This is a genomic window from Sphingomonas radiodurans (genome assembly GCF_020866845.1).
Classification (GTDB): domain Bacteria; phylum Pseudomonadota; class Alphaproteobacteria; order Sphingomonadales; family Sphingomonadaceae; genus Sphingomonas; species Sphingomonas radiodurans.
This window is the reverse complement of record NZ_CP086594.1, coordinates 1,993,390-2,016,983: the sequence shown is the minus strand read 5'-3', so window position 1 is coordinate 2,016,983 and position 23,594 is coordinate 1,993,390. Positions and strand designations below refer to the sequence as shown.

Annotated in this window: 15 protein-coding genes; 8 read left to right on the top strand and 7 right to left on the bottom strand. The window is 64.7% G+C overall.

Annotation, left to right across the window (positions count from 1 at the left end; all coding sequences use genetic code 11):
* Window positions 1-74 precede the first annotated feature (74 nt).
* From LLW23_RS09400 to LLW23_RS09390, 3 genes are all read right to left on the bottom strand, one after another.
* Complete coding sequence (locus LLW23_RS09400; protein WP_228944931.1) at window positions 75-1,229, bottom strand: extracellular catalytic domain type 1 short-chain-length polyhydroxyalkanoate depolymerase; 1,155 nt, start codon at window positions 1,227-1,229, stop codon at window positions 75-77.
* A 138-nt stretch (window positions 1,230-1,367) separates the two neighbouring features.
* The gene (locus tag LLW23_RS09395; protein WP_228944928.1) at window positions 1,368-2,603 is read right to left on the bottom strand and encodes an acyl-CoA dehydrogenase family protein; all 1,236 of its coding nucleotides are present in this window, start codon (window positions 2,601-2,603) and stop codon (window positions 1,368-1,370) included.
* Window positions 2,604-2,646: 43 nt separating this feature from the next.
* Window positions 2,647-3,888 carry an LLM class flavin-dependent oxidoreductase gene (locus LLW23_RS09390; RefSeq protein WP_228944926.1) on the bottom strand — a complete coding sequence of 414 codons (1,242 nt, stop codon included), beginning with the start codon at window positions 3,886-3,888 and terminating at the stop codon, window positions 2,647-2,649.
* A 423-nt stretch (window positions 3,889-4,311) separates the two neighbouring features.
* Here LLW23_RS09390 and LLW23_RS09385 point away from each other — a divergent pair, with 423 nt between their 5' ends.
* From LLW23_RS09385 to LLW23_RS09370, 4 genes are all read left to right on the top strand, one after another.
* Entirely contained in the window at window positions 4,312-7,401 is a 3,090-nt protein-coding gene (locus LLW23_RS09385) for a TonB-dependent receptor domain-containing protein (RefSeq protein ID WP_228944924.1), read from the top strand.
* Window positions 7,402-7,498: 97 nt separating this feature from the next.
* Window positions 7,499-10,642 carry a sialidase family protein gene (locus tag LLW23_RS09380; RefSeq protein WP_228944922.1) on the top strand — a complete coding sequence of 1,048 codons (3,144 nt, stop codon included), beginning with the start codon at window positions 7,499-7,501 and terminating at the stop codon, window positions 10,640-10,642.
* A 64-nt stretch (window positions 10,643-10,706) separates the two neighbouring features.
* Entirely contained in the window at window positions 10,707-12,674 is a 1,968-nt protein-coding gene (locus LLW23_RS09375; RefSeq protein WP_228944920.1) for a TonB-dependent receptor, read from the top strand.
* A 120-nt stretch (window positions 12,675-12,794) separates the two neighbouring features.
* Window positions 12,795-13,619, top strand: a complete 825-nt coding sequence (locus tag LLW23_RS09370) for a ferredoxin--NADP reductase (protein ID WP_228944918.1) — start codon at window positions 12,795-12,797, stop codon at window positions 13,617-13,619.
* A gap of 87 nt (window positions 13,620-13,706) precedes the next feature.
* Here the strand turns inward: LLW23_RS09370 and LLW23_RS09365 are convergent, their stop codons facing one another.
* Window positions 13,707-16,100, bottom strand: coding sequence for a TonB-dependent receptor (locus LLW23_RS09365; protein ID WP_228944916.1), 2,394 nt, complete (start codon window positions 16,098-16,100; stop codon window positions 13,707-13,709).
* A 223-nt stretch (window positions 16,101-16,323) separates the two neighbouring features.
* Between LLW23_RS09365 and LLW23_RS09360 the strand changes: the two genes are divergently transcribed.
* Complete coding sequence (locus LLW23_RS09360; protein WP_228944914.1) at window positions 16,324-16,851, top strand: TetR/AcrR family transcriptional regulator; 528 nt, start codon at window positions 16,324-16,326, stop codon at window positions 16,849-16,851.
* Window positions 16,852-16,863: 12 nt separating this feature from the next.
* On the opposite strand, the gene LLW23_RS09355 is transcribed toward LLW23_RS09360, so the two are convergent.
* Both LLW23_RS09355 and LLW23_RS09350 read right to left on the bottom strand, forming a co-directional pair.
* Entirely contained in the window at window positions 16,864-17,430 is a 567-nt protein-coding gene (locus LLW23_RS09355) for a DUF1993 family protein (RefSeq protein WP_228944912.1), read from the bottom strand.
* Between the two features lie 126 nt (window positions 17,431-17,556).
* The gene (locus LLW23_RS09350) at window positions 17,557-19,833 is read right to left on the bottom strand and encodes a putative bifunctional diguanylate cyclase/phosphodiesterase (RefSeq protein ID WP_228944910.1); all 2,277 of its coding nucleotides are present in this window, start codon (window positions 19,831-19,833) and stop codon (window positions 17,557-17,559) included.
* A gap of 381 nt (window positions 19,834-20,214) precedes the next feature.
* On the opposite strand from LLW23_RS09350, the gene LLW23_RS09345 reads away from it, so the two are divergent.
* Window positions 20,215-21,822, top strand: coding sequence for a carbon-nitrogen hydrolase family protein (locus LLW23_RS09345; protein WP_228944908.1), 1,608 nt, complete (start codon window positions 20,215-20,217; stop codon window positions 21,820-21,822).
* A 33-nt stretch (window positions 21,823-21,855) separates the two neighbouring features.
* On the opposite strand, the gene LLW23_RS09340 is transcribed toward LLW23_RS09345, so the two are convergent.
* Window positions 21,856-22,518, bottom strand: a complete 663-nt coding sequence (locus LLW23_RS09340; protein WP_228944906.1) for a Fe2+-dependent dioxygenase — start codon at window positions 22,516-22,518, stop codon at window positions 21,856-21,858.
* 135 nt (window positions 22,519-22,653) lie between these two features.
* On the opposite strand from LLW23_RS09340, the gene LLW23_RS09335 reads away from it, so the two are divergent.
* Together LLW23_RS09335 and LLW23_RS09330 are read left to right on the top strand one after the other, a co-directional pair.
* Window positions 22,654-22,989, top strand: coding sequence for a TFIIB-type zinc ribbon-containing protein (locus LLW23_RS09335; RefSeq protein ID WP_228944904.1), 336 nt, complete (start codon window positions 22,654-22,656; stop codon window positions 22,987-22,989).
* 266 nt (window positions 22,990-23,255) lie between these two features.
* Window positions 23,256-23,588, top strand: coding sequence for an ArsR/SmtB family transcription factor (locus tag LLW23_RS09330; protein WP_228944902.1), 333 nt, complete (start codon window positions 23,256-23,258; stop codon window positions 23,586-23,588).
* Window positions 23,589-23,594 lie beyond the last annotated feature (6 nt).

Genomic DNA, 23,594 nt, shown 5'->3' with positions numbered 1-23,594 from the left:
GCGTGGCCTAGGCACATGGGCATTCCCGAGTTGACGAGGTCGTTTCCGCACTGGTCCGGTGAGTAGCGGTTTGCCTAGCGCATCAATCCGGCTGATCGCAGCGCATCCTCGATCACCTTGCCGACGCCGGTAACAGCAGCCGGGGCTGTGATGGTGGGCCGCAATGGGCGGAAGGTCGCCGAGGGTTTGTCGCTGGACTTGGCCGGGGCAACTGTCTCGCGCGCGACGGGCGCGCGCTTGGACGGAGTGCCGGCAGCCGCGACGCTGTCACTCGCCAGCCCCCAGAAGCTGCAGATGCGATCCGACGAGGATATCTTGGCCTCGATCATGTGCGCGCCGCTCTTGCCGCAGCCATCCACGCCGATCGTGTCGAGCGGCGTGCCATGCGCCATGCCGGTAATGCTGTAATCCTCGATCACTGCCCGTCCGCCAGCATCGCGCCACAGTCGATGCGGATAGCCTGCCACCGTCGTGGTTTCAGTCGGCTCACTGCCGACGCCGTGCAGCGCGCGCCATTGATCGATGATCGCGTCGGCGGCCTTGGGGCTGACCGTCGCGTCCGCGCTGCCATGCCATACCGATAGCGTAGGCCACGGGCCGGAATGATCCGATGCGCCGCGCACCAATGCGGTAAGCCCCGCCGAGTCGGGCCCGCCGCGACCACGCATCCGTTCGAGCGCCTGGGGCACGGTGTTTGCGGAGCCGAACGGCAGACCGGCAATGATCGCGCCGCCAGCGAACACTTCCGGGTAGGTCGCCAGCATCACCATCGCCATCGCGCCGCCCGCAGACAGGCCAGTGACGAACACGCGGTCCGTTGCGATGGCATGCCGAGCCATCATCGCGCCGATCATCTGGCGGATCGACAGCGCCTCGCCCGAATCGCGCCGGCTATCCTCGGGCGAGAACCAGTTGAAGCACAAATTGGGGTTGTTCTGCCGCTGCTGCTCAGGAAACAGCAAGGTGAGGCCGTGCCGATCGGCCAGCTGTGACCAGCCCGAGCCGACATCATAGCCGTCGGCGGTCTGCGTGCAGCCATGCAGCACGACCACCAGCGGTGACGGCTCTACCACCCCATCCGGTACATAGACCTTCGCCCGCAGTGCGCCCGGGTTGGTGCCAAACCCCTCAAGCTCGGTCAGCCGGCCGGCCGCGGCAGGCGTCGCGCCGCCAGCCATCACGCCTTGCAGATGCGAGAGGAAGGAAATCGTATCGGAGAGGTTTGGCATCGCAGCGTCCTTGTTCGACTGGCTCAGCCGAGCCGGAGGGCCGCGGTCTATGCTGCGTTGCACAAAAGATGGCGCGCAGGTCGCGCATTGCAAGGGCGCACGTGGCGCTCTCCCCAACGCGCGACCGACGGTGCAAACCTAAAGCAAGTCGCCCCCGCACGCCGCAGCGGTGGTGCCATCGCGCTGAAATGCCTTGATGACGTTGCGGCCCACCGTCCAGCGATGCACCTCATCCGGCCCGTCGACCAGCCGCTGCGAGCGGATGTGCGTGTACCAAGCGGCGAGCGGGGTATCGAGGCTGAAGCCAAGCGCGCCGTGGAGCTGGATCGCGGTATCGACCACCTGATGGACCATGTTGGCGAGGAAGACCTTGGCGATCGAATTCTCCTGCCGCAGATCCTCGCCGCGCTCGGCCTTGTAGGCGATGTGGAGCAGCATCAGCCGTGCCTTGTAGATCTCCGCCGCACAATCGGCAAGCATCCACTGGACGCCTTGCCGCTCGGACAGCAGCTTGCCGAACGTCTCGCGCTTCACGACATGCGCCGTCGCCAGATCGAGCGCACGCTGCGCCATCGAGACATTGTGCATCCCGTGGCGCAAGCGGCCGTAGGCGAGGCGATGCTGCCCCATGTTGAAGCCATTGCCTTCGCCGCCGAGCAGATCCTCCGCCGGCACGACTAGGTCCTTGATCTCGACTTCCGAATGGCCGCCACCCAGGATCTCGGTCAGCGGGCCGTGGACTGCCATCGTCTCGATATCGCGGATGATCTTGTAACCGGGGTTTGGCAGTTCGACGATGAAGGTCGAATAACGCTGGTGGCGCGGCGCATCGGGATCGGTCATCGCCATGACGAGCGCGATGTCGGCGACGCTGGCGGCGGAAGAGAACCACTTCTCGCCGTTGAGGATGTAATTCTCGTTGCCGTCCTTCACCGCGCGGGTCTGCATGCCCGTCGCGTCGGCGCCGGCGGCCTTCTCGGTCATCGAATAGCAGATGCGCTTGTCGCCATTGAGCAGCGGCTTGAGGTACTTCTCCTTTTGGTGCTCGGTGCCGTGCGTCAGCAGCGTGAGCATCGTTGCATCGTCAGGCCCCTGCGTGTTCATCGACAGCGCACCGAGATGGCTTTCGCCGAGCTCCATCTGCACCAGCGCGTTGGCGAGCGGGCCGAGCCCCATGCCGCCATGTTCGGTCGGGATGAATGGGCACCACAGCCCCTGCCCTCGCGCCTTTGTGCGCAGTTCGTTCAGGACGGTCTTATAGTCCTCACCCGCCACCAGCCGCTGTTCGGCCGGCTTGCACTCGTCGTGCACCCATTGGCGCACCTTGGCGCGGATCGCCTTCGCTTCTGCGGGAATCTCGAAATCGATCGACATGCGGCATCCTTTTCCTGGGGTATCGTTGTCGGGCGCCGCGCGATCAGCCTTTCATCGCCTCGGCCGCCTTGTTGAGATCGGGGGCGTTGGGCGATCGCATCGCGACACCGCCCTCTTGCCCGGCCTTGAGCGCTGCCACGGCGCCTTCGTGCGACATGATCTTGGACAGCACTGCCTGGCCGGCGCGTTCGAACGATTCGCGATGGTCGACCACGTACTGCCGCGAGGTGCGATAGCCTTCGAGCATCCCGTGGATTTCGGGGATCACGTACCGCGCGACCAGATCCCAGCTCTTCAGCGTATTCTCGCGATTGGCCCAGTCATGTGCGAAGCCGAGCACCGTGCCGAACCCGCCGGCCGAGGCAGATAGCTTGCGGATTGCCGCGACCAGATCGTCCGGCGTGCCGATCACTGCCGCCGCGCCATCGACGAAGGCGGTTTCGTCGACCGCGTGATCGGGCGAGTCGAAGGGCTTGGCACCGGGCCGCATCAGCGTGCCGACAGTATATTCATTGTGCCATTTCATCAGCCCGGCGCCGGCCTGCTCGCGCGCTTCCTCGCGCGTTTCGGCGATGTGCCACGACATCAGCACGCGCCAGTTCGCGCGATCGACCGTCTTGCCCGATTTGGCCGCCGCCTGCTCCGCAAAGCCCCATTGCGTCGGCAGCGCGGCCAGCCCGGCCTCCGAATTCGACCCGATCGAGAGCGCGCCGATCCCGTATTTCCCCGCCAGCGTCATGCCCGACGGGCTGATCGACGAGGCGACGACGAACGGCATGTCCTCCTGCAGCGGGAACAGTTGGAGCCGCGCGTCGCGCAGTGTGAACCACTCGCTTTCGTGCGTGACTCGCTCGCCCGCGAACAAGCGCCGGATCACGCCGATCGCCTCATCCTGCCGATCGCGCTGCGTCATCGGATCGATGCCGAGCATATAGGCGTCGGAGGGCAGCGCACCCGGGCCGGTGCCGAAGATCACGCGCCCGCGCGTCATGTGATCGAGCTGGACGATGCGTTGCGCGACGGTGAACGGGTGATGATACGGCAGCGACACCACGCCAGTGCCGAGCCGGATCCGCTGCGTCTGTTCGCCGACCGCGGCCAGGAACAGCTCGGGGGACGCGATCGTCTCCCAGCCGGTCGAGTGATGCTCGCCGACCCAGAATTCGTCGAAGCCAAGTTCGTCCATATGCTTGGCGAGGCGCATGTCGTTGCGCATCTGGAGCATCGGATGCTCGCCGATCGGGTGGTGGGGCGCAAGAAAAGCGCCGAACTTCATTCTAGGCATGCACGACCTCCGAACCGAATGCTCGAGGGTGGTGACAGTGCCGCTCGGCGAGGACGAGGCCCCGGATCGAACCGCCTTATCACCCTCTCCTCCAGGCAGCGGAATGGCACATCCGCCTGCTAAGTCGATTCACTTAGTTTCGCTCTGATCCGTGCTGCTACCCTGTTTGTCAATGCGGGGAGCGATCTGGCCGGGGCCACTTCGATCACGGGCCACCCCATAACCGATCCTTATGGCCGCGCTAAGCATCAGCATGGAACCAGATCTAGCGGCTGCTTGACGACGCGCAATCAACTGATAGCGTCGGCATACAGGGAAGGCTTTTTGAGACGCGACAACACGTCCGAGAGCAATAAAATAACGCCATAAAGCGAAAAGTCCCTTCCGACAGGAGCGATGCGATTAGTTCAATAGGGGGTCATAATGCGTGCCTTTCGATCATTCCTGCCCGCGCTATCTTCGTCGAGCGCCTCTGAAACAGCCGTTCGGCAGGTAACCAGCGAGACACTCCGCCTAGCGGTTCGCACCGGCGCAGTCGGCTCGCGCAAGGCATTGCTCGGCGCGTTATTGCTCACCGGTGCGACAAACGCCTACGCGCAGGATGCCGCAGTCATCCCGGCGGCACCATCGCCCTCTCCCACGCTGACGCCGCCAGCCGAATTGCCGCCCGAGCAAGCGGAAACAACCGGCGAGGACGACGTGATCACCGTCACCGGCTCGCGCATCGTGCGCAACGGTTATGACGCGCCGACCCCGGTCACCGTCATCGGCCTCGCGGATATCCAGGCCGCGGCACCCGCCAACGTCGCCGACTTCGTCAACCAGATTCCATCGGTCGCAGGCAGCGTGACGCCATCGAACACGCAGCGTAACTTGAGCGGCGGCAACGGCGGCATCAACACGATCAACCTGCGCTCGCTGGGCACCAACCGTACGCTCGTCTTGCTCGACGGGCATCGCTCGGTCGGCTCGGTCGCGAACGGCACGGTCGACGTCAACACCATTCCGCAGGGGCTGGTGAAGAGCGTCGAGGTCGTCACCGGTGGTGCTGCGTCAGTCTATGGATCGGACGCCGTGGCCGGCGTCGTCAACTTCATCCTCGATCGCGAATACACCGGGCTGAAGGGTGAAATCAGCTACGGCGAGACGACGTACGGCGACGACGTCTCCTATCGCGCGACGCTGACCGGCGGCGTGCAGTTCGCCGATGGTCGCGGTCGTGCGCTGCTCAGCGGCAACTACGTCCAGCGCGGCGGCGTCTATGGCGCTGGCGCACGCGAATGGCAGAACCGCGCCGTCCACCTGATCCAGAACCCGCGCTATGTCGCCGGCAACGGCCAGCCCGAATATATGGAATCGTTCAATTCGGGACTGAACACCACCACCGGCGGCGGCATCATCACCTCCACGCGGGGCACGGTTGCCGCGAACGGCGCCGGCTCGACCACCGCCGCGCTTCGCGGAACGTATTTCGGCTCGGGCGGCACGTTGAACCGCTATAATTATGGCGCCAACCGCCTCAACAACCTGCCGTGGACGGTCGGGGGCGACTATCAGGTCAGCCAGCATTATTACGGCACATCTATCCAGCCCGAAGAAAATTTGACCAGCATCTTCGGCCGTTTCAGCTTCGACGTGACCGACAATCTGCAGCTGTTTACCGAACTGTCGTATAACCGCAGCAAGCAGGGTAGCTGGGGCGGGTACCACACCGACAAGGCGAATGTGGTGATCGCGGGCGACAACGCCTTCATCCCGGCCGCGCTGCGGACGCAGCTTAACGGCGCCGGCTTCACGCTGGGCACGTGGAACCAGGACATTCCGACGCGCGAGAGCAATTACGATCGCAACGTGCAGCGTTATCTCGTCGGCGTCGAAGGATCGTTCGATCTGCTTGCGCTCGACTGGAAGTGGGACGGATATTATCAGCGCGGCATCACCAACGCGAAGGAAGCACTTGTCTCGGCCAACCGTGACAAGCTCAACCTAGCGGCGGATGCCGTGTTCAACTCGGCCGGTCAGATCGTCTGCCGCTCCGTTCGCGACGGTAGCACCAACCCGCTGGCGGTAGGCTGCGTTCCCTTCAACCGCATGGGCATCGGGGTCAATTCGCAGGCCGCGATCGATTACATCATGGGCGAGCCTTATGGCGATCGACGCCTGCAACAGGATGTTGCGGCACTGAACGTCAGCACCAGCATCACCAATCCCTGGCTCAAGCCGATCGGCATCGCGTTCGGCGTCGAAAGCCGCGAGGAGCAGATCTCGGGCTTTGTGCCGCCGGAATTCGCAGCGGGCTGGTATTCGGGGAATTTCACCCCGACGTTCGGATCATACACCGTCACCGAAGCCTATGGCGAGGCGCTCGTCTCGCTGCCATTCGAGTTCGAGTTCAGCGGCGCGGCGCGGTACACCAGCTACAGCGAATCGGGTGACGTCGTTACGTGGAAGGCAGGGCTCAGCTGGCAGCCGATCCCCGATCTTCGCCTGCGCGTGACGCGCTCGCGCGACATCCGCGCGCCTAACTTGTCGGAACTGTTCCAGGGCGGCGCGCGGAACACCAATTCGATCGGCGATCCGTGGCAGGGCAATGCAGCGATCCGCTATACCCAGACGGTGACGGGCAATCTCGCGCTCGAGCCCGAGAAGGCGGACACCTGGGGCCTGGGCCTCATCTATCGGCCCTCGTTCATCCCGGGCCTCGGCCTGTCGGTCGATTACTACGACATCAAGATCAAGGGGGCGATCGGCACGCTCGGGCCACAGGAAATCATCGATCGCTGCTTCACCGGCACGCTCGACCTGTGCGAGCGACTGTCGGCAAATATCGGCACCGACGCCAACCCGCGAACGATCGCTTACGGCACCAACGGCTTCAACAACACGTCCGGGCCGGGCACTGCTGTCGAGTATTTCATTGCCAACAGCCCGTACAACTTCCTCGAGCAGCGCGCACGCGGCCTCGATTTCGAGCTGAGCTATCAGTTCGACCTCGCCGACATCGCACCATCGCTTGGCGGCAAGATGAGCTTCCGCGGCATCGCCACGCGTTATCTCGAAGCGTCGGAATCGAACGGCGTCAACGCACCGACCGATACGGTCGGTCAAAACGGCGGCGGCGGTCCTCCGAAATTCACCTATCGCATGACGCTGGGTTATGCGGCCGAGCCGTTCTCGATGCAGGTGATCGGACGCGGCTTCAGCGCGGGCGTGTACAACAACCAGTGGGTCGAGTGCGCGATCAATTGCCCGGCCTCGAACACGATCAACCGCACGATCGCCGACAACCACCTCAGCGGCGCCTTCTATGTCGATACCTATTTCGCCTATGACGTGCCGATCGGCAAAACGAAGAGCCAGCTCTTCTTCCGCGTCGCGAACCTCTTCAACCGCGATCCGGCTCCGGTCGGCAAGGGACCGTCGGATACGTCCAACGTCGATCTGGGCATCAACCAGACCTTCTACGATTATCTCGGCCGGACATTCCGGATCGGCCTACGTTTCGATATGTGATGTGTAACAAGGCGGTGGCCGGGCTGACAGTGTCAGCCCGGCCGTCGTCGAACGATCAAGCGGAATGCTCGCAGGTCGAATGATAAAGGGGCCCGGGATGAGGAAGTCTTTCGCGCTGCTCGTGATGAGCGGCTTGCTTGCCACCGTTGGAACCGTCGCCGAGGCGCAGCGCTACGACAAGGCGCAATGGTCGGGCATGAAGTTCCGGCACGTTGGGCCATGGCGCGGCGGTCGTGTCACCACCGTTACCGGCGTCCCCTCGCAACCGCGCACCTTCTACATGGGCACCGTCGGCGGCGGCGTGTGGAAGACCACCGATGCCGGCCACAAGTGGGTCAACACCACTGACGGCCAGATTCGGGTCGGCTCGATCGGCGCAGTTGCGGTGGCGGACAGCAACCCCGACATCGTCTACGCTGGCACCGGATCGTCCAAAATCCGCAGCAACGTCTCGATCGGCAAGGGTCTCTACAAGTCGGTCGACGGCGCGAAGACTTGGACGTTCATGGGGCTGCGCGACGTCGGCCAGATCGCCACCGTGCGCGTGAACCCGACAAACCCCGACGAAGTGTTCGTCGCCGCGACCGGCGATCCGTTCAAATACACCAAGGACCGCGGCGTCTATCGCACGCGAGACGGCGGCAAGACGTGGAAGAAGGTGCTCTTCCTCACCGACCGGCTGGGTGCGGCGGATGTCGAGTTCCAGGCCGACAATCCCGCGATCCTCTACGCCACGATGTGGCACGGCCTGCGCCAGCCGTGGTCGATCATCTCGGGCAGCAATGATGGCGGCGTGTACAAGTCGGTCGATGGCGGCGACAGCTGGACGAAGCTGGGCGGCGGCTTGCCCACCGGGCTGTTCGGGCGCGCCAATATCGGCGTCACGCCCTCGGCGCCCAACTCGCTGTACGCGCTGATCGAGGCAAAGCCCGGCCAGGGCCTGTACCGTTCGGACGATGCCGGTACGAGCTGGACGCTGGTGAACGGCGACGGCAAGCTCGTCACTCGTCCGTTCTACTATACGACGCTCGGCGTTGACCCGACCGACGTCAACACCGTGTTCGTCGGCAACGAAGGCTGGTTCAAGTCGGTCGACGGCGGCAAGACCTTCAAGACGCGCCCCGTGCCGCACGGCGACAACCACGACGTGTGGATGAACCCGCGCGATTCGAAGATCATGATCCAGGCCAATGACGGCGGCGCCAACGTCTCGGTCGATGGCGGCGACAATTGGACGACGCAAGCGAACCAGCCGACCGCCGAACTCTACCAGGTCGCGGTGGACGATCAGTATCCGTACCGCCTCTATGGCGCGCAGCAGGACAATACGACCGTCATCGTTCCCTCGCAGTCGCTGGGTAACGGGCAGGATTACCTCATTGGGCCGGGCTGCGAAACCGGACCGATCATCCCCAAGATGGGCGATCCATCGATGGTTTGGGGCGCGTGCAAGGGGCAGTTCAGCCGGCTGAAGCTTGCGACCAACAGCAACGAGGAACGCTACTGGATCGGCAGTGAATCGCTATACGGCAACGATCCGAAGGACCTGCGCTACCGTTTCCAGCGCGTCGCTCCAATGGAGATCTCGCCGGTCGATGCGAATACCGTCTATTACGGCTCGCAGTTCGTCCATCGCTCGCGCGACGGCGGCGTGACGTGGCAGGCGATCAGCCCCGATCTCACCGCCAAGCCTGCCGACAAGCAATATGCCTCGGGCAGCCCGATCACGATCGATGCGACCGGCGAGGAAGTCTATTCCACCGTCTATGCGATCCGCGAAAGCAAGCTGAAGCCCGGCGTGATCTGGGCTGGATCGAACGACGGCCTGATCCACGTAACGCAGGATGATGGCGCGTCCTGGCAGAACGTGACGCCCAAGGGCCTGCCGCCGGGCGGGCGCGTGCAGAATATCGAGCCGGGCGTGCGCGATCCCGGCACTGCCTATGCCGCGATCTACCGCTATCTGATGGGGGATTTCGCGCCCTACATCTATCGCACGACGGACTATGGCAAATCATGGACGCGGCTGACGAACGGCAAGAACGGCATCGCTGCAGACGAGCCGACGCGCGTCATTCGCGAGGATCCCGAGCGGCCGGGGCTGCTCTACGCTGGCACCGAATACGGCCTCTACGCCTCTTTCGATAACGGCGCGGCGTGGCAGAGCCTGCAGCTCAACCTGCCGGCAACACCTGTCACTGACCTTCGGCTCGCGCATGGCGACATGGTGTTGTCGACGCAGGGGCGCGGCTTCTACGTGCTCGACAACCTGAGCGTGCTGCGCCAGCTGCCGCAATCCGGCGCCGCGGATGCGACCCGCCTCTACAAGCCGGCGACAGCGATCCGCGTGAACGCCAGCGGCGACAAGGGCTCCGACCCCAGCATGGGGCCGGAATATATCCTGCCCGGCGCGCAGATCGATTATTTCCTTGCCGACAAGGCTCCGGCCACGCCAGTGACGCTCACCGTCCGCAACGCGGCCGGCGAGGTCGTGCGCAGCTTCACCAGCGAAGGGCCCGCTGCAACCGGCGGCGGCGGCGGCGGCGGTGACGAAGACCTTGGCCGTTATCGCCCGACCTATCCCGCGAAGCTCGATGCCGCACCCGGCATGCACCGCTTCATCTGGGATCTGCGCCAGTCGGGCGAACCGGCCGGCGCCGCGCCGGCGGCGGGCCGGCGTTATCCACCGGGGCCGATGGTGCCCCCAGGCAGCTACACCGTCGAGATGACCGCAGGGGGCGTCACCAGTCGCCAGCCGCTCGAGGTCGTCGAGGATCCGCGCGTCCTCGCCAGCGGCATCACCAATGCCGATCTGACGGCGCTGTACGATCACAATGTGCGCGTACTGAAGCTGGTCAACGATACCAATCTGGCGGTATCGCGGCTCACGCAGGCGCAGACCGCGCTCGCCACCACGCCCGACTCGGCGCGCGCGAGTGCACTGGCGCCGATCGCCAACCGGCTGATTACGCCCAAGATCCGCTACAGCAAGCCGGCACTGCAAACCCACGTCGCCTATCTCTACAGCCAGACGAATGCGGCGGATCAGAAGCTGCCGCCTGATACGGTCGAGCGCTACACCGAGCTCCGCGGCAAGATCGACGCGATCACGACCGAGCTTGATCGCGTGCTCGGCCCGGTCACCACCGCCGAGCTCGGCCGCTTCCTCAAGGGCGTTGACGGTGCGCGGCTCGACGTTGCGGTGACGACTGATGATGAAGAGGAAAGCGACGACAGTTGAGGATTAGCGGTGCCGGCGCCTTAGCGTCGGCACCGACACGCCCGACCTCGACGAGTAAAAGAGTATGCGTTGTCATTGTCTTGTCGGCGCGAGTACGATTCTGCTCGCAGTCGGCGTCGCAGCGTCTCCGGCGCGCGCTCAGGTAACCGACACTACCGGCGATATCGTCGTGTCGCTGCCCGGCGCGCGCGCGCCCTTTCCCACCGGTACGCGCCATTCGATCGACGCTCGCGCGATCGACCTGATCGGTGCCAACGCTGCCGACGATATCGTGCGGCGGCTGCCGTCGACCTACGTGCCGATCAATTCGCGCGGCGAGGCGATCGCGTTCGTCCGCAGCGCCGCCGAGCGCCAGGTCGCGGTCTTCTACGACGGCGCCGCGATCAACGTGCCCTGGGACAATCGGCTCGATCTCAGCATGTTGCCGTCTGGGCTCGCGGGCAGCGCGTTGGTCGCGCCCGGGCCGCTGGCGCCACGCTACGGCGTCAACGCGCTCGGCGCTATCAGCTTCGCGCCGGCACGCCCTGCGTCAGCCACAGCCCGCGCGATGGTGGGCAGCGGAGGCATCCGCGAGCTTCAGGCAAATTCTCCGTTCGTCACCGGAGTGACCGAGTTCTTGATTGGCAGCAACTACGCCTCGCGTGATGGCGAGACGGTCGCCGATGATGCCGCTTTGCCCTTCTCGCAAGTCGGCGCTCGCCGCCTCAACACCGATCGCGAACTCGCCAGCGTCTTCGGCCGCGTCGGCACGATGATCGGCGACCACCGCCTGTCGCTCACCGCCTTTCACGTCGATGCCGAAAAGGGCATCGCGCCCGAGAGTGATCGCGCCGCTGGCGCACGTTTCTGGCGCTATCCCTCGCTCCAGCACAGCCTGATCACCGCCAAGGCGGGCCTGATCCTCGGCGCAACCACCGCGCTCGACCTGATCGGCTGGTATCAGCGCTTTAACCAGACGATCGACAGCTACACCAGCGCCACCTACGAACGGCGCGACACGCAGGAGGTCGACCGCGATCGCACGGTCGGCGCGCGCGCGCTGCTCACGCAGCGGCTCGGCTCGGCGCGGCTGATTGCGTCTGCGAACGTCCTGGATTCGACGCACGATCAGCGCGACACGACCTTCGTCGGCGGGATCGCGCCGGTGCAGTTGCCCGCCTTCCTTCACTATCGCCAGCGCAACGTCAGCCTCGGGCTCGACCTGTCCAATCAGCCGACCGACGCACTGAACATCGACCTTGGCGGCGGCTACGACCGTGTCGAGTATCTTGAGACCGGCGACAAGCCGGGCATCGTCGATGCCGGCGGCTGGACCGGGCGTGTCGGACTCGCTTGGACACCGGACGACAGCTGGCGGGTGAATGCCAGCCTCGGGCGCAAGATGCGCGCGCCGACGATGCGTGAATTGTTCGGCCAGGTGCTGAATCGCTTCCTGCTCAACCCCGATCTCCAGCCCGAGCGGATCGTCAGCGCTGAACTGGGCGCCAGGTGGCACGATGATTCTACCACGCTGTCGCTGACCGGCTTCGCGCAGGATCTCGACGGCACGATTGACCAGCGCAACGTCGGTCGCTTGCGACAGCGCATCAACTTGCCCGGCTCGACCGTGCTCGGGATCGAGGCCACGGCGCAGTGGCGTCCAGCAGCCGGCTGGTCGCTGGGTGGCAGCGGCACGCTCAGCCGCACGCGGCGCAAGCAAGTCGCCGCGGGTCAGAGCGATCGCCTCGCCGAAAAGCCCGACGCACTCGCGCGGCTGTTCGCCGATTACCTCGCCCCATCGGGCTTCGGTGCGCTGGCAGAGATGCAGTACGTGGGCCGCGCCTTCTCCGCCGATGCCGATGGCGTGCTGGTCGCACTGCCGCGCTCCGCATCGCTGAACCTTCGGGTGAGCCAGCGCCTGACGGTCGGCAACGGCGGGGTCGATCTGTTCGTGCGCGGCGACAATATTACCGACACCCTGGTCGTGCCGCAGCTCGGCCTGCCGGCACCGGGACGCACCATCCGCCTCGGCGTGGCAATCACGGCTTGGTGAGGGGCAAGTGGCTCTTCACTAGTGATCGCGGATTTGCACGCTATGTAAGGACGTCAGCGATTTATCCTCTCACTTACCGGGCTCGCTGCCCGAATGACGGCGATTGAACCAATGGATTCCATGTCGATTAGCAATAACCTGTCCGAGAGCGAGCTGCGGAATGTGGCGGAAGCCAAGGGTCTGGCGCTGGTGAAGGTGACCTGGGTCCATCATTGGACCCACGGCCTGTTCAGCTTCCGTGTCGAGCGGCCGCAGAGCTTCCGCTTCCGATCGGGCGAGTTCGTGATGATCGGCCTGCTGGGCGAGAACGAGCGGCCAGTGTTACGCGCCTATTCGATCGCGAGCCCCAGCTGGGAGGAGCATCTGGAGTTCTTCTCGGTCAAGGTGACCGACGGTGCCCTCACCTCGCGGCTCCAGTATCTGAAGGAAGGTGATTACATCTTCCTCGGCCGGAAGCCGACGGGGACGCTCGTCATTGACGCGCTGACGCCCGGCAAGCGGCTCTGCATGGTGGGAACGGGCACAGGACTCGCGCCCTTCCTGTCGGTGCTACGTGATCCCGAAACGCACGAGCGGTTCGAGCAGATCGTCGTCACGCACACCGTGCGGCAAGCGGAGGAATTGGCCTATCGCGACTTCCTGGAAGAAGAGATACGCCAAGACGAGATTTTCGGCGAGATGCTGAAGGACCGCTTCCATTATTATCCGACCGTCACGCAGGGGGATTTCCACCGCAAGGGGCGGATTACCGACCTGATCCGCAGCGGCAAGTTCCGCGCCGAGCTCGGGATCGCGGATGAAGATCACATGGATTATCGGTTCATGATCTGCGGCTCGCTCGCCTTCAACAAGGAGATGGCCGAGATTCTGGAAGAGGCGGGGCTGACCGAAGGGTCGAACGCGGCGCCGGGCGGGTATGTGATCGAAAAGGCGTTCGTCGGCTAACGACCGGCGACCCGCAGGTCGTAGTTTTATTGCCCACCAGCGCCGCGATTGCGCGGCGCTGGTCGAGATTATTAGCAAATTGTCAGATCAGAACTGCGCGCGCAGGCGGATGCCGTAGGTCCGCGGCGGCGCGAGATAGGCGTTCTGGTCGCCGGTCTGCAGCGGCGTGTTGAACGACTGCGACGGATAGATCTCGTTGGTCACATTCTGTGCCCAACCCTCGACGCTCAGCCCCGACTTCAGCTTGAAGCCCAGATTGGCGTTGATCATGTTCACCGCGCCACGCTCGGTCAGCGAAGCGGTGTTGATGAGCTGCCGCCCGCTATACTGATATTGCACGCGTGCGGTCAGATTGAGATCATCGGTGATCGGCTGATCGAGGTTGAGCGTCGCATTGCCCTGGAACTTCGGCGCGAAGCGGAAGCGCGAACCCGACAGCACCGGATCGATGCCGGCATCGTCCTCGTAGCTGGCATGCGGCAGCCATGTGCCGTCGAGGCCGAGCGTGAGTGCCGAGGTCAGCTGGAACAGGTTTTCGAACTCGACACCGTAATCCTTCGCGGCATTGGCGTTGAGCACGGTGAACTGAAGGCCGACGAACTGCGCAATCTGGACGTTGGAGATGTCGTAGTAGAACAGCGCGACATTCGTCCGTGCGCGGCCATCGAGATACTCGAACTTCGCACCGACTTCATAGGCGTTGACGGTTTCCGGCTCATAGGTCGGATTCTGCGGCTGCCCGACGGTCGCGCCGCCATTGAAGGCACTGACCAGCCCCCGCACCGCTGCCGGCAAGGCATTGAACTCGGCTGGGTTGTTCAGGAGCGTGCCCGCGCCGTTGGCATCGATGTTGACGCCGCCAGCCTTGAAGCCGCGATTGTACGTCGCATAAATCATCAGGTCGTCGACCGGGCGGTATTGCAGGCCGAATGTGCCGCTGAGCGCCTTGTTGCGGATCTCGGCGTCATAGGCCGGGCCCGGCGAGACGCCCAGCAGCTTGAAGACCGCGTTGGGCCGCGGATCGTAGAAGCTGTAGCGGAAGTCGCCCTGCTTCTCTTCGATCGAATAGCGCAGGCCGGCGATGATGTTGAACTTGCTGCCGATCGCGAAATCGAGATGGCCGAACGCGGCATAGGAGCGCGCGCGTCCACCCATCACTTCCGTGGCGACGCGGCCTGGCGTGGCGGAGGCAGTGCCCGCCGGCACGCCCTGCCCGGCGAGCAGCGTGTTCCAGTACGTCTGCGCCTGCGTTCCCCACGCGAGATCACGCGCCATTTCCAGCTTCTCGTCCGAGAAGAAGCCGCCCAGCACGAGGTCGGCATTCACCGCCTCGATTTTGCCGGTGTACGTCAGCTCCTGCGAGATGAAGCGGCTGGAGAAATCTTCGTCCAGGCTCAGGATGCTGGCGCCCGAGAAGTCCGCATCGGCGTCCCGCTGCCCCACGGTGAACTTGCGCAGCGCGAAGACCGAGCGGATTTCGCCCTCGCCGACGCCGATCGAGATCAGCGCGGTGCCGCCGTAATCCTGAATCTGCTGCTGGTTCGTGGCATCGAGCGACTGGCTGAATGCGCTCAGCCGGCGAGACGGCAGAACCTTCCCGTTGGCCTGCGTCAGTGCATTGACCAGCGGCTGCGTCGGGCCATCGACGAAGTCGGCGGTGGCGTAGCAGCAATTGCCTTCGCTGTTGGAATAGTCGCCGATCAGGCGGATCGAGAATGCGCTGCTCGGCTCGAAGCGAAGCTGCGCCTTCACCGCCTGGCTGGCATCGTTGTTGAGTGGGCGGCCGCTCGTGGCATCGGTGAAGAACCCGTCGCGGGTCGAGGAAAGCGCGGCAATCCGGAACGTCAGCGTATCCGTCAGCGGCACGCCGACCGCTGCGCGCGCCAGCACGGTATCATAGTTGGAGTAGCTGAGATCGACCAGACCCGAGACCTGATTGGGATCGGGCAGCGTCGAGGTCAGCAGCAGCGCGCCGGCCGTGGTGTTCTTGCCGAACAGCGTTCCCTGCGGGCCGCGCAGCACCTGCAGATTGTCGATGTCGAGGAAGTTCTGCAGCGCCGACGCCGCACGGCTGCGATAGACGCCGTCGATGAACACGCCGACCGAGCCTTCGAAGCTGCGGCTGTTGCCCGTCGTGCCGAGACCGCGGATGATGACGTTGGCGGACGACGACGCGATGTTCGTCACGCGGAAGCTGATGCTGGGGCTGATCGCCTGGATGTTCGAGATGTTCTCGACGCGCGCGGTCGCCAGTGCATCGGCATTCGCTGCGGTGATCGAGATCGGGACGTTCTGAAGGTTCTCGCTGCGACGCTGGGCTGTGACGATGATGTCGCCGAGTGCGACGCCATCCTGCTCCTGCTCGGCAGCGGCCGGCGTCGCAGGTGCCGATGTCGGTGCCGGCGCGCTCTGGGCCAGGGCGGCGGTGGCGCTCAGCATCGATGCGGTCGATGCGAGGATAGCCCAGGTCTTCAAAGTCATTCGTTCCACTCCTAAGCGGTGAAGCGGGCTCGTTGAGCGGCCAGCCTTACAGTGCGGCGGGCGCTATCATCGGCCGTTTTATGATACAAGTGTCTCTTTATGTCCGGCGCGGCACTGTCGCGACGGTGTTGTTGCAATGTCACGGTCGTGCGTGGATACCCACGCAATGACAGGAGAGGGGGAAGGGTCGCTTGATCAGCGGCAGCGGCGTACGCGTGTCGCTTTGCACGCCGCGCTCGAGCGCCTGATCGCGCGGATGCCGTATTCGGACATCGGGGTCAGCCTGCTGGCGCAGGAAGCGGATGTAGGACGGCCGACCTTCTATCGCCATTTCACCGATGTGAACGCGCTGCTGATCGATCGGCTGGGCGACGATCTTGCCGAGCAGCGCACATTGGCGCGGCGGCTTGCGGCGCAAGGCCTGGATGCCCGTGCGGCGGTGCAGGAGATCACCAGCTATGCCTTCCATCGCATCATGGAACGCCCCGGCTTTTATCGCGCGCTGCTCGACGGGTCGGCCGGCGCGAACGCGACGACGCTGTTCCGCCAGCAGATGATGGAGCTAACGGCTACCCTGCCCTATCCAACGACCGAGGCGCGGCGGCACAATCCGAAGCTGACGATCGCAATGCTGTCCGGCGCGGTCAGCGGCTTTCTGCTGGCCTGGATCGAAGGCGGGATGACACCGGCCCCGGCCGAAGCCGCCCGCCTGCTGATCGCCTTGGTGCTGCCCGTCGAGCAAAGCGCATAGGCCTGTCGCGCGTTATTGCGCAGGCAGCGTCCCGGGGCGAAGATAGGCGAACATGTGCGCGACATAGTCCGCCTTGCCCAGTTCGACGCCTTGCGCCCGCAGGATCGTATAGGCGGTCATGATGTGGAAGTAGAATTGCGGCAGCGCCCAGTCGCGCGCATATTGCTCGGCGGTGAGGTCGAACACCATGCCCTGCGGCAGTGCATGCGCAATCGGCGTCGCGGGGTCAATTACTGGCGCGTCCGCGGCGGCGGCCGCCACGACCGCCAACGTCTCGGCAATCCTAGCCCGCGCGTCCGCGATCGATCCTGGGCGCTCGGCCGCGTTCCGCCCCTCGTCCAGCAGCGCCGTCACTGACGCCGGCAGCGCATCCCCGCGCAGCCTGCACACGCCTTCCTGCGCCTGCACGCAAGCAAAGCGGACCTGAGTGGATAATGGAAACATGTCCGGCGCCAGACGCGCGGCGAGAAGCGCTTCCGCCCCACCATCCGGCCGCTGCGCTTCGGCCTTGGCCAGCCAAGCTGACAGCGCACCCAGCATCTGCACGTAGGTCGGTACGAGGGTGTCCAGCAATGTCATGATGATCTCTCTTATCCCGATCGGCGGCCAGGCGCGCTCCAGCGCTCGCCTATCCCGAGCCTCATGACAAAGCGATACGCGCGCTTGCAAAATCCGACGACCGGGATGGCTTTCGCCAGCCTTGGATCAACCGATCAACAACGCCTGCGCGACGGCGGCCGGCGCTGGCCTGGCGTAATGATACCCCTGGCCGAAGCCACAGCCGATGGCGGCAAGCGCTGCGGCCTGTTCGGCCGTCTCCACCCCTTCGGCGACGATCGCGAGATCCAGTTTGCGCCCAAGGCTCACGATCAGATCCACGACCGCGAAGGTGCGCTCGTTCGCGATCATGCCAATGACGAACGAACGGTCGATCTTGATCGTATCGATCGGGTAGCGGTTGATGTAGCTGAGCGACGAATAGCCGGTGCCGAAATCGTCCAGCGCGATCCGCACACCTAGGTGCCGTAATTGCTCCACCGTGCCGATCACGCCCGCCGTAGGATCCAGGAAGATACCTTCCGTAATCTCGAGCTGCACCGTGGATGGTGCGAGGTCGAAGCGCGTCAGCAGGTCCGCAAGATCGGACGCGAAATTCGGATCGGCGAATTCGGTGGCGGAAGCATTGATGCTCATGTGCAGATCGGGTCGGCCCGAGGCCTCCTGCCAAGCCTTCAGCTGCCGGCAGGCCTCCACCCGGACCCACCCGTCGATTTGCCGGATGAGCCCGATCTCCTCGATCGCATCGATGAACTCCGCAGGCGAGATCAGACCGCGCACCGGATGGCGCCACCGAAGCAGCGCCTCGAACCCGGAAGCCTGGCCGCTCGCGAGGTGAATGATCGGCTGGTAGACGATCTCGAATTCGCCGCGGGCGAGCGCGAGCCGAAGGTCCGTCTGCAGCTCGAGCTTCGCGACTGCGTCAGCGTGCATGACTTCGTTGAAGACCGCGTAGCTGCCGTAACCGGCGCGCTTGGCCTCGTACATGGCCATGTCTGCATCGCGCAGCAGCACCTGGGGATTATCGTACCGCGACGACTGGACGATGCCGATGCTACAGGCCGGAAAAACCTCCTGACGCCCCAGCCGCACCGGCGTCCGCATCGCCTCGATGATCCGCTCCGCGATCGCCGCGGCCGCTTCCAGCTCGGCTGCGTCCTCGATGAGCACAGCGAATTCGTCACCGCCGATGCGCGCCAACGTGTCCTGCGGACGCATACAGCTCTTCAGCCGCCGCGCGATTTCCTTCAGCAGCGTATCGCCCGCCGAATGGCCGAGGCTGTCGTTCACGACCTTGAACCGGTCGAGATCGAGAAACAGCACGGCGCAGCTATTGGCCGCATTCGCCCTTTGTCGCTCGATCGCGCCGCTCAACCGTTCCATGAAGAAGGCGCGATTCCGTAGGCGGGTCAGGCTGTCGTGAAATGCCGCGTAGAGCAGCTCCGCCTCGACCCGTTTGCGCTCCTGGATCTCCGTGGCGAGCATCTCGTTTTCGATCTGCGTCACGCGCATGCGCATGGCGAGTTCTTCGGCTGCCTTGCGCTCGGTGATCTCGCGCTGGACGGACACCCAATGCGTGAACCAGCCAGCTTCGTTCGCCACGGGAACGATGCTCAGCTCGACCCAGAACGGCGTGCCGTCCTTGCGATAATTGACCAGTTCGACCTCGACCGGGCGCCACGATGCAAAGGCCTCGCGCAGCTTCGCGCGGGCGATTGCGCTGGTTTCCGGGCCCTGCAGGATGCGGGGTGTCTTCCCGAGCACCTCTTCCGCGGCATAGCCAGTGGCGCGGGTAAACGCCGCGTTGCAGAACAGAATCCGCGGACCGGGCAGGTCCAAAGGCTCCGCCTCGGTGATCACGATCGAATCGCGAGCATGGACGGCGACCGATTCCAGGAGCCTAAGCCGCTCCGACGCGACGCCATCCGCTACGCGTTCGTCGCGCGCGCAGCGGTGGGCGTCCGCAAGCTCCAGCAACGTCCGGCAGTGTGCGGCCTGGGCCTGCAGCACATAACCCTGCGCGGGGCTGAGATGTCGGTGCGACGTTTCGTCCACCACGACGAGTAGACCGACCCTACCGCTCGCGATCGTGAAGGCAGCCGCCGCGGCGAAGCATTCCAGGTCTCGCCCGCCGACCTGCACCCGCAGCCCTCCCCCAGCCGCGGCCGGCGCGATCTGGAACGCGCCCGATGGCAGCCTCGTTGCCGCCGAAGTGGGAACGATCTCCACCAGTTCAGCGAGCGGATCGCCGGCATGTCCGATCCGCTGATATCCGTCGCCATCCTCGGCAAACACGGCAGCAACGCCACAGGCCGTTGCCTGAAGGGTCGCTTCGAGCAGCTGCTGGATACGGTTGTCGGTTACGACCGGAACAGGAACGGCAGGGGTGCCTGCGGACCAGCTTACGCCTGGATTATACTGCATCCCGGTTCCGACTCCTCGCGCATCGCTTTGTCCTCAAAGACAAAAGTTTAACGCCGCGATCGCCGCCAGATATGGCTTACAGGTAAACACTGCATGAAGCCGCGCGCAGGCAGATGGAGATCGACAGCCGCCATGCGCAATCAGGACGAAGCGATTGGAACTCGCGGAGAATGTCAGCAATCCGGCACTTGTGCCGGAAGTCGAGGCCCCGCGCGAGGGAAGCCCGTCCGGACCTACGATGTCAGCGCCCGATACGAACAATCTGCGTGGCGCCGCCACTGACGCTTGGCATCGGGCGCCAGCCGGACCAAGGAGCGCCGTTCGTCCAGCTTGATACGATTCGAGCGCTGCGCGTTGTCGTGAGCAGCTCAGGAGACCATCGTGCCCAGAAAGAGCCCAGCCACCCTCGAGGTGCGCGTTGCCGTTCCAACCGACGTCCCGGGGATCTTGACCCTCATCAGCCGGGCTTACCCCGGCATCGAGAATTACAGCGGCGGGCAGATCAGCGGGCAGATCAACAATTTCCCCGAGGGGCAGTTCGTCGCGGTCTACGAGTCCGCGATCGTGGGCTATTGCGCCTCCTCCCGCATCGACGAGGCTGTCGCGCTCGCGCCGCATGACTGGGCGACGATCACCGGCGGCGGCTTCGGCAGCCGGCACGATCCGACCGGAGACTGGCTCTACGGCATCGAAATGGCCGTCGACGAGCGTCATCGCGGCCTGCGCATCGGCAAGCGCCTGTACGAAGCGCGTCGCGTGCTCGCCGAGCGACTGGGACTTCGCGGCATCGTCTTCGGTGGCCGCATGCCAGGCTATGCGCGGGTGAAATCGAAGCTGGCCGGGCCGGAAGATTATATCGCGCGGGTGCGTGCCGGGGAATTGCGCGACCAGGTAATCGGCTTTCAGCTCGCGAACGGCTTCACGCCGATCGGGGCGCTTCGCCAATATCTGCCATCGGACAAGCCGTCCGACGGCTTCGCAGCGCACATGGTGTGGCGCAACCCGTACGTCGACCCCAACGAGCCCCCTGCGTTCCGCGTGCCGCGCGATGTGGAGAGCGTCCGCCTGGCGACCGTTCAGCTGCAGGCCCGGGCGGTGAAGAACTTCGAGGAGTTCGTCCACAACATCGAATATTTCGTCGACGTCGCCGCGGACTATCGTTCCGACTTCGTCGTGTTTCCCGAACTCTTCACGATGTCGCTGCTCTCGTTCGAATCGCACGCGCTGTCGCCGATGGAAGCGATCGATCGCATGACTGAGCATCGCGCACCGATCGTCGCCGAGCTTTCGCGCATGGCGCTGCGGTACAACATCAACATCGTCGGCGGATCACACCCGACCCGCACCGAAGATGGCAGCATCCAGAACGTCGCGTATGTGTGCCTACGCGACGGGTCGGTCCACGCCCAGGAGAAGATCCACCCCACGCCCAACGAGGCCTATTGGTGGAAGATCAAGGGCGGCAGCTCGGTCGACGTCATCCAGACCGATATTGGGCCGGTCGGCGTCCTGATCTGTTACGACAGCGAATTCCCCGAACTGGCGCGCCGACTGGTCGACGAGGGCGCCCGCATCATCTTCGTTCCGTTCTGCACCGACAATCGCCAGGGCTATATGCGCGTGCGCTATTGCGCGCAGGCGCGGGCGATCGAGAACCAGTGTTTCGTCGTCCTGTCCGGCAATGTCGGCAACTTGCCCGGCGTGGACAATATGGACATCCAATATGCGCAATCCTGCATCCTGACGCCGTGCGACTTCCCGTTTGCGCGTGACGGGATTGCCGCCGAAGCGAGCGAGAATATCGAGACGCTGACGATCGCCGACGTCAATCTGGCGGATCTCACCTGGGCGCGTGCGGAAGGCACGGTGCGCAACCTCGCGGACCGGCGCTTTGATCTGTATCGGATCGACTGGAAAACCGGCGCACCGCGCGACGCAGCGCCACAGGCGCACCCACCGACGAAAGCAAAGGCGCCCGGCGGGGGCTGACGGCTAGATGCCGGACTCTCGGGGATCGGGCGATCAGTCTTCGCCCCACATGCGGAGCAAATTGCCAATCGCCTTGTCCATCAGCAGCGAGCCGTGGCCGGACTCCATCTCGTCTCGGACCTGCTCGAGATCGTTAAGGAGTTCGCGCTGGTCCGAACGCCGGATCAGGCTTTGAACCCAGCCGACGCAAACCAGCCGCTCGCCGCGGGTGACGGGTGTCACCGAGTGCAGCTGGCCCGTCGTGTAGAAGATGGCCGACCCTGCTGCGGGCCTGAATTGGCGATCCCCGGCCGGGTCGGAGATCAAAAGTTCACCACCGTCGTACGCGCCCGGGTCAGACAGGAAGAGGGTAAAGCTGATGTCGGTGCGAACCGGTCGTCCGCTCTCGTTATAGACAAAGGCGGCGTCGGTGTGGGCGCCGTAGTGCTGGCCGGGGCCGTATCGGGCGAACATCGGCTGCGACCAGCGAACCGGTCGCACCCAGCTGCGGACGACAGGGTGCGCCTCAAGCGCGAGCCGCACCCGGCGGGCGAGCGCAATCACGCCGGGATCGTTGCCGCGGGCCTGCGCATTGTCCTTCACCCGGCCCGCCGCAGCGCCCGCCGTCGCCCGCCCGTCACGGAACGCCGCGCTGGAAAGCCCCTCCCGGATCGCGAGCAGATCCTCCTGGCGCAACACATTGGCTTGGATGATCAATCTTGGTCTCCCGAGGCCCTACGCCCATTCCGCTCGTAGCTGCGAGCCACCCCATTCTTGCGGGCGATCGAGCATCGGCCTAGGTCTGCTCCGGCGATCGTAGCAATGCCGCGCCTGGCCTGAAAGGAAGCGCCCATGCCCCTACTCCTCTGCCCCAACGACAACAGCTCGATGCAGACGGTCGACCGCGCGGGCGTGCAATTCGACATGTGCCCCACCTGTCGCGGCGTGTGGCTGGACCGGGGCGAGCTCGAAAAGCTGATGGCAGCGGGCGCCCAGAACGCCGCGCCTCCGCCCCAGGCCGGCGCGCACTACGCCCCGCCCCCGCCGCAACCCTGGGGTGGCGGCTATGGCGCGCACGGAGAACGCGGTGAATACGGTGAGCGCGGCGAGTATGGCGAACGGGGCGAGCGCGGTAGCTATGGCGGAGGCTATCGTAAGCGGAATTCGATCTTCGACATCTTCGACTGACCGCGTTGCGGGATCGTTACGGCAAACGGACATGGATTCGGCCCGATTACCTGAGCGGCCGCGGGTCCACGCGCCAGTAGGCGTCTCGGCTCGGCCGCTCCACATCGGCCGTGCCAAGCCGCAACGGCATATTCCCGCGCGCCGGCGGGAGCGACAGAACGCCAGGTGGGTGTCGCAGGCGCACCTTAGATTGCGCGCCGCTCAGCACTGACTCAGAGGTCTAGCAAAGCTCTGGCATCACCGCATCCATCCGTTATGCTGGATATATGGATAGCGATTCGGCGATCGTTGCCTTGGGGGCGCTTGCGCAAGCCACGCGGCTCGACGTCTTCCGCCTGCTGGTGCGCCATGAGCCGACCGGCATGGCGGCGGGTGAGATCGCGCGGCAGCTTGATGTGCCGCAGAACACCATGTCGGCGCACCTCGGCATCCTCGCGCGCGCCGGGATCGTCCGGTCCGAACGGCACAGCCGCTCGATCATCTACCGCGCCGATCTGGACGGTTTGCGCACGCTGATGCTGTTCCTGGTCAACGACTGCTGCGCCGGCTCACCCGAGCTGTGCGCGCCGCTTGTCGCCGAACTCGCCCCCTGCTGCTGAAAGGAC

What these genes read in the sequence shown, in the direction of transcription:
- LLW23_RS09380 (WP_228944922.1), top strand. Translation starts at nt 7,499, where the DNA reads ATGAGGAAGTCTTTCGCGCTGCTCGTGATGAGCGGCTTGCTTGCCACC.
- LLW23_RS09335 (WP_228944904.1), top strand. Translation starts at nt 22,654, where the DNA reads ATGCCCCTACTCCTCTGCCCCAACGACAACAGCTCGATGCAGACGGTC.
- LLW23_RS09370 (WP_228944918.1), top strand. Translation starts at nt 12,795, where the DNA reads ATGTCGATTAGCAATAACCTGTCCGAGAGCGAGCTGCGGAATGTGGCG.
- LLW23_RS09375 (WP_228944920.1), top strand. Translation starts at nt 10,707, where the DNA reads ATGCGTTGTCATTGTCTTGTCGGCGCGAGTACGATTCTGCTCGCAGTC.
- LLW23_RS09395 (WP_228944928.1), bottom strand. Translation starts at nt 2,603, where the DNA reads ATGTCGATCGATTTCGAGATTCCCGCAGAAGCGAAGGCGATCCGCGCC.
- LLW23_RS09390 (WP_228944926.1), bottom strand. Translation starts at nt 3,888, where the DNA reads ATGCCTAGAATGAAGTTCGGCGCTTTTCTTGCGCCCCACCACCCGATC.
- LLW23_RS09330 (WP_228944902.1), top strand. Translation starts at nt 23,256, where the DNA reads ATGGATAGCGATTCGGCGATCGTTGCCTTGGGGGCGCTTGCGCAAGCC.
- LLW23_RS09355 (WP_228944912.1), bottom strand. Translation starts at nt 17,430, where the DNA reads ATGACATTGCTGGACACCCTCGTACCGACCTACGTGCAGATGCTGGGT.
- LLW23_RS09350 (WP_228944910.1), bottom strand. Translation starts at nt 19,833, where the DNA reads ATGCAGTATAATCCAGGCGTAAGCTGGTCCGCAGGCACCCCTGCCGTT.
- LLW23_RS09365 (WP_228944916.1), bottom strand. Translation starts at nt 16,100, where the DNA reads ATGACTTTGAAGACCTGGGCTATCCTCGCATCGACCGCATCGATGCTG.
- LLW23_RS09385 (WP_228944924.1), top strand. Translation starts at nt 4,312, where the DNA reads ATGCGTGCCTTTCGATCATTCCTGCCCGCGCTATCTTCGTCGAGCGCC.
- LLW23_RS09400 (WP_228944931.1), bottom strand. Translation starts at nt 1,229, where the DNA reads ATGCCAAACCTCTCCGATACGATTTCCTTCCTCTCGCATCTGCAAGGC.